The organism is Enterobacter cloacae complex sp. P16RS2 (genome assembly GCF_014982155.1).
GTDB lineage: Bacteria > Pseudomonadota > Gammaproteobacteria > Enterobacterales > Enterobacteriaceae > Enterobacter > Enterobacter cloacae_M.
On sequence record NZ_JADCKW010000011.1, the window covers coordinates 68,143 to 80,137 of the forward strand.

General features: G+C 61.5%; 8 protein-coding genes. 4 read left to right on the plus strand and 4 right to left on the minus strand.

All coding sequences use genetic code 11. The features are described 5' to 3' along the window. Positions 1-27: 27 nt before the first annotated feature. From entF to fes, 3 genes are read right to left on the minus strand one after another with little or no spacing between them, the layout of a single operon-like run. Complete coding sequence (gene entF, locus INF68_RS08730) at positions 28-3,885, minus strand: enterobactin non-ribosomal peptide synthetase EntF (protein WP_193525299.1); 3,858 nt, start codon at positions 3,883-3,885, stop codon at positions 28-30. Next, positions 3,882-4,094 (minus strand): MbtH family protein, encoded by a 213-nt coding sequence (locus INF68_RS08735; RefSeq protein WP_126785976.1) that lies wholly within the window; start codon positions 4,092-4,094, stop codon positions 3,882-3,884. Before INF68_RS08735 ends, entF begins: the two co-directional genes overlap by 4 nt. A 10-nt stretch (positions 4,095-4,104) precedes the next feature. Next, complete coding sequence (gene fes / locus INF68_RS08740) at positions 4,105-5,301, minus strand: enterochelin esterase (protein ID WP_126785977.1); 1,197 nt, start codon at positions 5,299-5,301, stop codon at positions 4,105-4,107. 146 nt (positions 5,302-5,447) lie between these two features. Between fes and INF68_RS08745 the strand changes: the two genes are divergently transcribed. Together INF68_RS08745 and entD are read left to right on the plus strand one after the other, a co-directional pair. Further along, positions 5,448-7,688: a TonB-dependent siderophore receptor gene (locus INF68_RS08745; protein WP_193525300.1), complete on the plus strand. Its 2,241-nt coding sequence runs from the start codon at positions 5,448-5,450 to the stop codon at positions 7,686-7,688. Between the two features lie 109 nt (positions 7,689-7,797). Further along, positions 7,798-8,454: an enterobactin synthase subunit EntD gene (gene entD, locus INF68_RS08750; protein WP_126785979.1), complete on the plus strand. Its 657-nt coding sequence runs from the start codon at positions 7,798-7,800 to the stop codon at positions 8,452-8,454. 114 nt (positions 8,455-8,568) lie between these two features. Here the strand turns inward: entD and betT are convergent, their stop codons facing one another. Beyond that, a complete protein-coding gene (betT, locus tag INF68_RS08755; RefSeq protein ID WP_126785980.1) occupies positions 8,569-10,602 on the minus strand; it encodes a choline BCCT transporter BetT in 2,034 nt (677 codons plus the stop codon). 128 nt (positions 10,603-10,730) lie between these two features. Here betT and betI point away from each other — a divergent pair, with 128 nt between their 5' ends. Together betI and INF68_RS08765 are read left to right on the plus strand one after the other, a co-directional pair. Next, the gene (betI, locus tag INF68_RS08760) at positions 10,731-11,318 is read left to right on the plus strand and encodes a transcriptional regulator BetI (RefSeq protein ID WP_023310694.1); all 588 of its coding nucleotides are present in this window, start codon (positions 10,731-10,733) and stop codon (positions 11,316-11,318) included. A gap of 13 nt (positions 11,319-11,331) precedes the next feature. Continuing rightward, a partial coding sequence (locus tag INF68_RS08765) for an aldehyde dehydrogenase family protein (RefSeq protein ID WP_193525301.1) occupies positions 11,332-11,995 on the plus strand: 664 nt, incomplete at its 3' end.

Here is an 11,995-nt window from a genome sequence, read left to right on the forward strand (position 1 = left end):
CTCGCCCTTTGGGAGGCGCTTTTGACGTTATCCCAATATCTCCCTCAACACCGGCCCTATCTTTTCAAACGCCTGCGGTGAAATGATATCCACGTGGGCGCAGTCCTGGCTGTACACCTCAAGCTCCGCCACCCAAGGCGCCCAGGCGACCTGCGGATCCATCGTTCGCGTGCGCTCGGCAACAAACAGCGTCGCTTTGCCGTCAAAGCGTGCGCTGCGCGCCGTGGTGAGCAGCCGCACCGCGTCGGCGTAGTTGCCCTCGATAGCGTTAAACAGTTCGCTGGAACCCTGACCCTGCTGGGCGGCGATAAACGCCTGACGCTCGCGCTCGATTTCCGCCAGCACCTCGGGGTCGAGGCCGTTGGCCTCTTTCTCCGACCAGTTCTGGGTTTCCGGCGGCCAGGTGTCCAGCAGGCCGAGGAAGGCCACCGCTTCACCCTGCTCGCGCAGACGGGCCGCAATGCCCTGCGCCAGCGTGCCGCCGAGAGAATAGCCGAACAGATAATACGGCCCCTGCGGCTGCTGCTTACGCAGCGTAGCCAGGTGATGCTCGATCACCCCATCCAGATCCGCACGCTGCTGCATCGGCCCGTCCGGGCGCGGCGACTGAATACCGACGATAGACCAGCGCGAGCTGAGGTAGCGCGCCAGGACGCTAAACTGCCAGGCAAAGCCGGACGCCGGATGGAAGCAGAACAGCGTCGGCCCGTCGCTTTCGCGCAGCGGCAGAAGGTTTTCATACCCCAGACGCTGCGCCTGCTCGTCGCTCATCTGCGAGTCCAGCAGCGCGCTGAGCTTGCTCACCGTGGAGGCGACCATAATCTGCCCCGGCGTAACCTTGCGCTCGAACGCGCGGCTAAGCTGCGCCGCCAGGCGCATCGCCAGCAGCGAGTGTCCGCCGAGGGCAAAGAAGTCGGCTTCGATATCGTTCACCTCGCAGCCCAGCAGCGCGGAAAATGCCTGCGCGACGGCAATTTCAGTTTCGCTTTCCGGCGCGCGGCCGGAGGATTTACTCGTCAGCTCCGGCAACGGCAGCGCCTTGCGGTCCAGCTTGCCGTTCGCGCTGAGCGGCAGCGCGCTAATTTGCAGCAGCACCACCGGCACCATGTGCGGCGGCAGCTGGGCTTTGAGCGACGCCAGCAGCGCGTCGCGGTCCAGCGGTAAGCCGGATTCGGAGACGACGTATCCCACCAGCTGGCGGGCATCGCCGCCGGTGGCCGCCGCCTGGTTGAACACGCAGGCGTGGGCCACGGCCTGAGCCACGTCCGGCAGCGACAGCATCGCCCGGTCGATTTCGCCCAGCTCGATGCGCTGTCCGCGGATTTTTAACTGGTCATCGCTGCGGCCGAGATATTCCACCGCGCCGTTGTCCAGCCAGCGGGCAACGTCGCCGGTGCGGTACATCCGCTCGCCGGGGGCAAACGGGTCGGCAATAAAGCGGCTGGCGGTGAGGTCCGGACGGCCCAGATACCCCTGCGCCAGCTGAATGCCGGTGAGATACAGATCGCCCGCCACGCCGAACGGCACCGGGCGCATCATCGCGTCCAGAATGCGCAGCCCCGTATTCCAAACCGGGAAGCCGATCGGCACGCTGTTGCCTTCCACCGCCGCCAGCTCGGGGCCAAACGCCGGATACCAGCTGACGTCCACCGCCGCTTCGGTTGGGCCATAGAGGTTGTGCAGCGGCGCACGGGTGAGCTGCTCCCACTCGCGGCACAGTTCGGTCGGCAGCGCTTCGCCGCTGCAGAACACCTGCTTAAGCGTTCTGCAGCAGTCGACGTTTTCCGGCGTCAGCGAGGCGACAAACGCCGCCAGCATCGACGGCACGAAGTGGGTAGTAGTCACGCCGTACTGCGCGAAGAAGCTCTGCATCGCCTGCGGGTCGCGGTGCGCGTCCGGCTCTGCCATCACCAGCTTCGCCCCGGCGATAAACGGCCACCAGAACTCCCACACCGACACGTCAAAGCTGCACGGCGTTTTCTGCGCTACCACGTCCGTCGCGTCCAGCGGGTAGTGGTCCTGCATCCACTTCAGGCGGTTAACGATGGCGGTATGGCCGACCATGACCCCTTTTGGACGCCCGGTCGAGCCGGAGGTAAAGATGATGTACGCCGTCTGCTCCGGCTTGGCCAGCCGCAGCGGTTCAGCACCCGCGGCCGATAACAGTGTGTTGTAACTAAACGTCTCGACGGACAGATCGCTAAATCGCGGAAGCTGTTCGTCGGTGGTAATGAGCAGGGACGGCTTCGCGTCCTCGAGCATCATCCGCAGACGATCGTCCGGGTAGCCGGTGTCGAGCGGCAGCCACGCGGCGCCGGCCTCGACGATGCCGTGCAGCGCCAGCGTCAGGAACACCGAGCGCGGCAGAGCCACCGCCACGCTGTCGCCCGGCTTCACGCCGCGCGCGCGCAGCAGGTTTGCCAGCGCGATGACCTGCTCGCGCATCTGGCGATAGCTGAGCTCAATATGCGCGTCCGCCAGCGCCGGGGCGTCCGGCGTTTTGCTCGCCTGCTCCGCCACCAGATCCGCCAGCGTGGTGGCCGGCAGCGCCAGCCCGGTATCGTTGATGCGCGCAAACATCTGGTATTCCTGCTCTGAAACGGTTTCCACTTCGCCACAGCGCAGGTCCGGGTTGGCCGCAAACTGCATCAGCATCGCGTTCAGGCGCGCGACGTGACGGGAAAGCGTCGCCTCATCGTAACGCTGCTTACTGGCGAGGATCTCAATGCTCATGCCGCCCTGCTCGTCCGGGAACAGCGCCAGCTCAAGGTCGTTCACCGGGCCGGTTGCGAGCGTGTGGGTGATGGCCTCCACGCCGTCAATATCCAGCTGATAATCGAACACCTTCACGTTCAGCACCGGGCCAAACAGGGCTTCGTCGCCTGCTGCACGCCCGCTGTCGCGCACGATCTGCTCGGCGTCGTAGCGCTGGTGGCGGCGCATTTTTTTCAGCTGGTTGGCCAGGCGCAGCGCCAGCTCCGGCAGGCTCTCCTGCGGGTTGATATTCACCGCCAGCGGCAGGACGTTGAGCACCGGCCCGGTCGCGGTCAGCGCGGCGGAGCCCATGCGTCGCATAAAGATAAACCCGGCGGCGTAGTCCAGCCTTCCGGTCAGACGGCCCAGCCACAGCGCCACCAGCGCAAGGGCCAGATCGGTACGCTGCGCCTGTCCTGCCGCCTGCGCAAGCTGGCTAAAGGCGCGACCGTCGGCGGTGACTTTCAGGCGCAGGATATCGGTTGTGGCGGCGCGTCCCGGCAGCGGCGCGGAAGAGAGCGAGACCTGAGAAGGAAGTTGCCTGCGCTGCTCCGCCCAGAAGGCACCGTCGCGTTCGTACGCCTCGCTGTCGCGATAGCGCTGATACTCGTCCACCACCTCGGCAAACGGCGTAAACGGGGATGCGGGCATCGGTTCACCCTTTTTCCACGCGGCGTAGATCGCGGCGATCTGGCGAGTAATGGCCGGGAAGCTGAAGCCATCCACCACCAGATGGTGATAGCGCTGATACCAGTACCAGTGGCTTTCACCCACCTGAATCAGTTGATGAAACACCAGCGGCTGCCCGCTGTCGACGCGCAGGTTTTGGCGAAGATCGGCCTCCATCAGCGCCACGGCGGCGGCGTGGTCGTCAACGCGAACGATGGACGGCTCCGGCAGAATGAGGGTGTCATCCACCCACTGCCACACCTCGCCGTTATCCTCGGCAAAACGCATCCGCAGGGTATCGGCCTGCATCATGCCCTCAGCGATGGCTTTTGCCAGCAATGACGCGTCGATATCGCCTTTCAGTTCGGTGTAGTGCGCCACGCTCCAGGCGTTTGGCAGGGAGGACAGCTGTTCCGCCATCCAGATACCCGGCTGGGCGGCAACGAGAGGAAGACGGTTCATGCGCTCCCCTCCGCAAAATGGGACGGTTCAAGCGTGCGCCAGTGCCCAGCCAGCCACTGCTGGCACGCCTCCTGAGACTGGGCCTCACACACCACGCGCCACCCCGCCGGCAGTTCGCACTGCTCCGGCCACAGGCTGTACTGCCCCCGGTCGTTTTGCAAAATGGCGAACTGTCCCTGCGGATTATCGAAAGGATTGCTGAATTCCATACAGACTCCGTTATTGAATGAGCGGCTGCCAGAGGGTCATCAGCCCCTGCGTCAGCCCACCGCGCCAGCAAAGCGCATCGTGTCCGCCGTCAACCTGACGCCAGGTAACCTGCTGCGGGGGTAGTTCGGCATAAATCGCCTGATTGGCATTGAAAATCAGCGGCTCGTTGCGCCCGGCTTCGAGGACGATGCGCAGCCCGCTCGCGGCCAGCTCACCGGTTCTGAGCTGTTCGATGAGGCGCCCTTCCTGCTGCCCGCCGCGGTGCGGCCACCAGTACGAGCCGGACTGGCTCAGCACGCAGCCAAACCGCTGCGGCCAGTTGAGGCCAGCATAAAGCGAAGAGAGTCCGCCAAAGCTCTGGCCCGCGACCACGGTACGGTCGGCGCGGTCGCTGAAGGGCGCGAGATGTTTTACAAGAGGGAGAAGTTCTTCCTGTATCGCCAGCCAGAAATCGGGGTTACAGGGCAATTCGCGGTTGCGGTGTTCCATGTCGATCGCGTCAATTAATACGTAGACCGCAGGGGGCAGTTGGCGCCCGGTGGTGAGCGACGCCAGCGCGGGCCAGACGGGCATGCTTTCGGCCCAGAACTGCCCGTCGAGCAGCACCGCCAGCGGGCGCTCGGGGCCGTCGTCCCCGGTGGTAAAAATCCACACGCGGCGACGGTTGTTGAGACGCTCGCTGTTCCACTCAATGCAGACCGGCTGGTGATACTGCGTATCGGGACGGTCCCAGCCGGGCTGAACGGGCGCGTCCGGCATCTCCAGCGCCGAGACGGCATGACCGCGCCCGCCGCGCCAGCTCTGCGGATTCAGCGGGTCGGAAACCGCGTGCGGCAGCAGCCTGCGCCAGCCTTCGCGCAGCGCCATGCGGTCCGGCTGCTGGCCTTCAAACACGGTATCGGCAAAATCGTTTTCATTTTCAGAAGGGATAAAACAGTAGCTCCCGCGCCACTCGGGGCTGAATTCGCCCTGCCACTGCCAGACGTCGGTATCCGGAATGCGCTCGAGGGACTGCGGGCGGGCATTTTGATGGTGATCGGTCACGCCGGTAACGTAGAGCCAGACGCGTTTGACCGATGAGGTTTTCTGCGTGCCTGCCGGATCCCGCCACCAGAAGGTGACGCGACAGTTCTCCTTCAGACGTTCCCATTCAGGTCCGTTTTTCGACTGCCACCACGCTTCACTTCCGGTTGTTAACGTCGTCACCCTTATAACCCCATGTTTAACAGACTTTTTTGTTTCAGAGCAAATTTTATTGATAATATTATTGATAACTATTTGCATTTGCAATAGCGTAATGCCCGCGCTGTGGGAAGCGCGCTCATTAAATAACCATAAAAGCGGGACGTACAATGAATAAGAAGATTCACTCTCTGGCCTTGCTGGTCAATTTAGGGATTTATGGTGTCGCGCTGCCCGCCATGGCCGACGACAACACCGCCTCTGCGCAGCACGAAGATACGATGGTGATCACCGCCGCCGAGCAGAATTTACAGGCGCCGGGCGTGTCGACCATCACCGCCGACGAGATCCGCAAAAACCCGCCCGCACGCGACGTGGCGGAAATCATCCGCACCATGCCGGGCGTTAACCTCACCGGGAACTCCACCAGCGGCCAGCGTGGAAACAACCGTCAAATTGACATTCGCGGCATGGGCCCAGAAAACACCCTGATCCTGATCGACGGCAAGCCGGTCACCAGCCGCAACTCTATTCGTCTGGGCTGGCGCGGCGAGCGCGACACCCGCGGCGATACCGGCTGGGTGCCGCCGGAGATGATCGAGCGCATCGAAGTGATCCGCGGTCCGGCAGCCGCGCGCTACGGCAACGGCGCGGCAGGCGGCGTGGTAAACATCATCACCAAAAAATTCGACGACCAGTGGCACGGCTCCTGGAACACCTACCTGAACGCGCCTGAGCACAAGGACGAAGGTTCCACCAAACGCACCAACTTCAGCCTGAGCGGCCCGCTGGGCGGCGACTTCAGCTTCCGCATGTTCGGTAACCTGGACAAAACCCAGGCCGACGCGTGGGATATCAACCAGGGCCACCAGTCCGATCGTACCGGTGCCTACGCCAACACCCTGCCGGCTGGCCGCGAGGGCGTGGAAAACAAAGACATCAACGGCGTGGTGCGCTGGGACTTCGCGCCCATGCAGTCCCTGGAGTTCGAAGCGGGCTACAGCCGCCAGAACAACCTCTACGCGGGCGACACGCAGAACACCAACAACGACAGCGCGCTGGTGAAAAAGAACTACGGTAAAGAGACTAACCGGATCTACCGCCAGAACTTCGCGGTGACCTGGAACGGCGGCTGGGATAACGGCATCACCACCAGCAGCTGGGCGCAGTACGAACACACCCGCAACTCCCGCCTGGGCGAAGGTCTGGCGGGCGGTACGGAAGGCTTGTTCAACAGCAATAAATTCACCGACACCGACCTGGCCGACGTGATGCTGCACAGCGAGATCAACCTGCCGATTGATTTCCTCGTTAACCAGAACCTGACGCTCGGCACCGAGTGGAACCAGCAGCGCATGAAGGACTCGACCTCCTTCACCCAAACCCAGCAGGGCGGCACCATTCCGGGCATGAGCAATGACCGCAGCCCGTACACGTCGGCAGAGATTTTCTCGCTGTTCGCTGAAAACAACATGGAGCTGACCGACAGCACCATGCTGACCCCTGCCCTGCGCTTCGACCATCACACCATCGTCGGCAACAACTGGAGCCCGTCCCTGAACCTGTCGCAGGGTCTGGGGGATGACTTCACGCTGAAGATGGGTATCGCGCGCGCCTACAAAGCGCCGAGCCTGTACCAGACCAACCCGAACTACCTGCTCTACAGCAAAGGCCAGGGCTGCTACGCCAGCTCGGACGGCGTGGGCTGCTACATGATGGGCAACGATGACCTGAAAGCCGAAACCAGCATCAACAAAGAGATTGGTCTGGAATGGAAACGCGACGGCTGGCTGGCGGGCGTGACCTGGTTCCGCAACGACTATCGCGACAAGATTGAAGCGGGCTACGCGCCGATTGGTCACACCTCTTCCGGTAAAGTGCAGACGGATATCTACCAGTGGGAAAACGTACCGAAGGCGGTGGTCGAGGGGCTGGAAGGCTCCCTGAACGTACCGGTCAGCGACACCATTAACTGGACCAACAATATTACATACATGCTGCAGAGCAAGAACAAGGAGACCGGCGACCGTCTGTCGATCATTCCGGAGTACACGCTGAACTCGACCCTGAGCTGGCAGGTTCATCAGGACGTGTCGCTCCAGTCGACCTTTACCTGGTACGGCAAGCAGCAGCCGAAGAAGTACAACTACAAAGGTCAGCCGGTGACCGGGTCTGAGAAAGACGAAGTCAGCCCGTACAGCATCGTTGGCCTGAGCGCGACCTGGGATATGACCAAAAACGTTAGTCTGACCGGCGGCGTGGACAACGTCTTCGACAAACGCCAGTGGCGCGCGGGGAATGCCCAGACGACCGGAAATTCCACCACCGGTGCATATATGTACGGTGCGGGAGCGTATACGTATAATGAGCCGGGCCGTACCTGGTACATGAGCGTGAATACGCGATTCTAAGGTAAAAACAAAACGGCAACCCAGTTGCCGTTTTTAGTGTTTGCCCCTTCTCCCCTTGGGAGAGGACCGGGGTGAGGGCATCAGGCCGCACAATTCTGAAGGGAAAAACATGCACACAACCTACACCACGTTCATTCTTGCCGGCCACACCGTCCACCACGTCACCTTCGCCCCCACCACCTTCACCGATGCCGATCTCCTCTGGCTCCCCCACCACGCAGAGCTTTCAAACGCCGGAAGCAAACGCAAAGCCGAGCATCTGGCAGGCCGCATAGCCGCCGCGCATGCGCTCGGTGCGATACATGAACGCGCGATCCCCGGCATCGGCCCCAGCGGCGAACCGCTCTGGCCGAAAGGGGTTTCGGGGAGCATTACCCACAGCGGCACGCAGGCGATGGCGGTTGTCGTCCCTCATCCAGATGCACTCGTAGGTATTGATTGCGAAGCCACTCTTCCAGACCACGAAGCCCGCGAAATCCAGGACGGCATGATTGATGCGCAGGAGGCGATATGCCTGACGCACTCGTGCTACCCCTTTGCGCTGGCGCTGACGCTGGCTTTTAGCGCCAAAGAGAGTTTGTTTAAAGCCCTCTTTCCGAAGGTAAAAATTTACATGGGGTTTGAGTGTGCGAGAGTCACAGAGTTAACGGAAAAAACAATCACGCTGGCGCTTTCGCACCCTGCTGGAGACTATCCTGAAGGTAAACGCTTCACCCTCGTCTGGCAGCATAATGATGGGAACGTGTGGACGCTGCTAAAAGCCTGATGGCGCTGCGCTTATCAGGCCTACGGTAAACCGATTTTGTAGGCCGGGTAAGGCATCGCCGCCACCCGGCTTGAGGGCGACGGCGATGCGTTTATAGGTTATTCAGCTCAAATCTCAAACATCCGGGAACATCACGCTATTACCCGGCGCCTCCCTGTGCAGATGGATAAAGTTCAGGTGCCGTTCATACTGGTCCAGAATGTCCGTAATCACCTGCTCCTTGCTGTAGTCCATCAAATCATTCCCCTGGCTCCCTTCCAGCAGGAAGGTCTCCAGCCGGTAGTAGGTCGATTTCCCGCTGCGCGCCCGGTAGGTAAACCCGGGTACTGAATACTGCTGCGGCCAGATCTGATAAACAAAGTTCTGCTCGTCGCCCATGTGCACCAGCAGATCCAGGTGCCCCAGGGTCTCTCCCTCCTCCGGCGGCAGGTTTTTCAGCTCCACGTACGCACCACGCAGCTTCAGCTCCTGCGCGACCTCTTCCATCGCCGGGAAGCAGACCGTCTCCATCATCTGTTTGGTGTAGCGCGTGCCAGGGTAGTTCATCAGGCGCGAGAGGCGTTTCTTCCAGCTCAGTCTGTCCTGCGCGCCCATCGGACGCGGCGCAGTGTCGCGGCTGGCGCTGACGCGGCGGTAGTCTTCCACCTTGAGGGATTTATACAGCCCGGCCATCACGAAGAAGATGACGAAGCTGAACGGCAGGCCCATGATCACCGTGGTGTTCTGCAGCGCCGAAATGCCGTTGGTCATCAGCATGCCGAGCGTCAGCAGGCCGATGGCGATGGACCAGAAGATGCGCAGCCAGTTCGGCGCGTCGCTGTTGATGTCTTTGAGCTTCGAGGTGAAGTTGCCCAGCACCAGCGCGCCGGAATCCGCCGAGGTGACGTAAAACAGCAGGCCGGTGATGGTCGCCACGGAGGCGCTAAAGGTAAACGCCGGGGACTGCGCCAGCAGGCTGTAGAAGCCACGCTCCGGGTGCGCCATCGCTTCCTGCGCGAAGGTTGCATTGCCGTGGATGATCTCGTGCAGCGCGCTGTTGCCGAAAATCGACAGCCACAGCAGGGTAAAGGTGAACGGGATAATCAGCGTGCCCATCACGAACTGGCGGATGGTGCGGCCACGCGAAATACGCGCCAGGAACAGGCCGACAAACGGCGACCACGCCACCCACCACGCCCAGAAGAACAGCGTCCAGTTGTTCATCCACTCCACCGGACGGTCAAAGGCGAAGCTGTTCAGCGTCATGCCCATAAAGCGGTTCACGTAGTCGCCTACGTTGAGCACTAAGGCATTGAGCAGGAACGAGGTATCGCCCATAAACAGCACGAACAGGATCAGGCCCAGCGCCAGCGCCACGTTCAGCTCGGAGAGCACGCGGATGCCTTTATCGACGCCCGACGTCACCGAGATGGTGGCGATAATGACGGAGAGCGCAATCAGCGCCGCTTTGGCCGCCATCGAATCCGGGATATCAAACAGCACGCTCAGCCCGTAGTTGAGCTGCACCACGCCGATCCCGAGCGTCGTCGCGATACCAAAGATGGTGCCGATCACCGCCGCAATGTCGACGCTGTGGCCAATCGGGCCGTTAATCTTTTTACCGAAGATCGGGTACAGCGCGGAGCGGATGGTGAGAGGTAAATTATAACGATAGCTAAAGTATCCGAGCGCCATGCCCATCAGGGCGTACATCGACCAGCCCGTCAGGCCGTAGTGGAACAGCGTCCAGACCATCGCCTGGCGCCCGGCCTCCATCGTCTGCCCTGCCCCTTCCGGCGGCTGCATATACTGCGTAACCGGTTCCGCCACGGAGAAGAACATCAGATCGATGCCGATGCCCGCGGCAAACAGCATCGCGGCCCAGCTCAGCAGGCTGAACTCGGGTTTGGACTGCTCAGGCCCGAGCTTCACCGAGCCGAAGCGCGAGCAGGCAATGCAGACCACGAAGACGATATAGAGCGTCGCGGCCAGCAGATAGTACCAGCCGAAGGTCTTCGACACCCAGTTCAGGGTGCGCCCAATCCACTCGGCAGAAAAATCACGAAAGAAGATGGTCGTCAGGGAAAACAACAAAATCAGCCCGGCGGAAGTATAAAAAACGACCGGGTTGATTTTGTCTTTTTCTCTGTCTTGTGAAAGGTCTGTCATCCAGTATCCCCACTGTTTTTGTAACTATTGAAATCCAAATCCGCAACAATTAAGACACATTTTATATTGAACGTCCAATCAAAAACCGCTTTAATGTATTACCAACGCTGATGAATGGAGTGGCAAAAATGCCCAAAGTGGGGATGCAGCCGATCCGGCGCAGGCAGCTTATCGACGCCACGCTGGAAGCAATAAATGAAGTGGGAATGCATGACGCGACGATCGCGCAGATCGCCCGTCGGGCGGGCGTTTCCACGGGGATCATCAGTCACTACTTCAAAGACAAAAACGGTCTGCTGGAAGCGACCATGCGCGACATCACCGGCCAGCTGCGCGACGCGGTTTTGAGCCGCTTACGCGCCCTGCCGGACGGCAGCGCGGAGCAGCGCCTGCAGGCAATTGTCGGCGGCAATTTTGATGAAACCCAGACCAGCGGCGCGGCAATGAAGGCCTGGCTGGCCTTCTGGGCGAGCAGCATGCACCAGCCGATGCTCTACCGCCTGCAGCAGGTGAGCAGCCGTCGCTTGTTGTCAAACCTGGTGTACGAGTTCCGCCGTGAGCTGCCGCGCGAACAGGCCGAAGAGGCGGGCTACGGCCTGGCGGCGCTGATCGACGGGCTGTGGCTGCGCGCCGCGCTGAGCGGCAAGCCGCTGGATAAAATCCTGGCGCAGTCGCTCACCAGCCACTTCATCAGCCAGCATTTACCGACCGAATAACCGAGGAGAATTTATGTCCCGAATGGCAGAACAGCAGCTTTATATCAATGGTGGTTATACCTCCGCCACCAGCGGTCGCACCTTCGAGACCATCAACCCGGCCAACGGTGAAGTTCTGGCGAGCGTACAGGCCGCCGGACGCGAAGACGTGGACCGCGCCGTCGAAAGCGCAAAACGCGGACAAAAAATATGGGCGGCGATGACCGCCATGGAGCGCTCGCGCGTTCTGCGTCGCGCCGTCGATATCCTGCGCGAGCGCAACGATGAGCTGGCGAAGCTTGAAACCCTCGATACCGGTAAAGCGTTTTCTGAAACCTCAACCGTCGATATCGTCACCGGCGCGGACGTGCTGGAGTACTACGCGGGGCTGGTCCCGGCGCTGGAAGGCAGCCAGATCCCGCTGCGTGAGACCTCGTTCGTCTACACCCGCCGCGAGCCGCTGGGCGTGGTGGCGGGTATCGGCGCGTGGAACTACCCGATCCAGATCGCCCTGTGGAAATCGGCCCCGGCGCTGGCGGCGGGCAACGCAATGATCTTCAAGCCGAGCGAAGTGACGCCGCTTACCGCCCTGAAGCTGGCCGAGATCTACACCGAGGCGGGCCTCCCGGACGGCGAGTTTAACCACCTGCCCCGCGAGGTCTCGGAGCCCGGCCACTACCTGACCAACCATACACGCA

Coding starts and splice junctions, on each gene's coding strand:
- entF (WP_193525299.1), bottom strand. CDS start 3,885: ATGAACCGTCTTCCTCTCGTTGCCGCCCAGCCGGGTATCTGGATGGCG.
- INF68_RS08735 (WP_126785976.1), bottom strand. CDS start 4,094: ATGGAATTCAGCAATCCTTTCGATAATCCGCAGGGACAGTTCGCCATT.
- INF68_RS08745 (WP_193525300.1), top strand. CDS start 5,448: ATGAATAAGAAGATTCACTCTCTGGCCTTGCTGGTCAATTTAGGGATT.
- entD (WP_126785979.1), top strand. CDS start 7,798: ATGCACACAACCTACACCACGTTCATTCTTGCCGGCCACACCGTCCAC.
- betT (WP_126785980.1), bottom strand. CDS start 10,602: ATGACAGACCTTTCACAAGACAGAGAAAAAGACAAAATCAACCCGGTC.
- betI (WP_023310694.1), top strand. CDS start 10,731: ATGCCCAAAGTGGGGATGCAGCCGATCCGGCGCAGGCAGCTTATCGAC.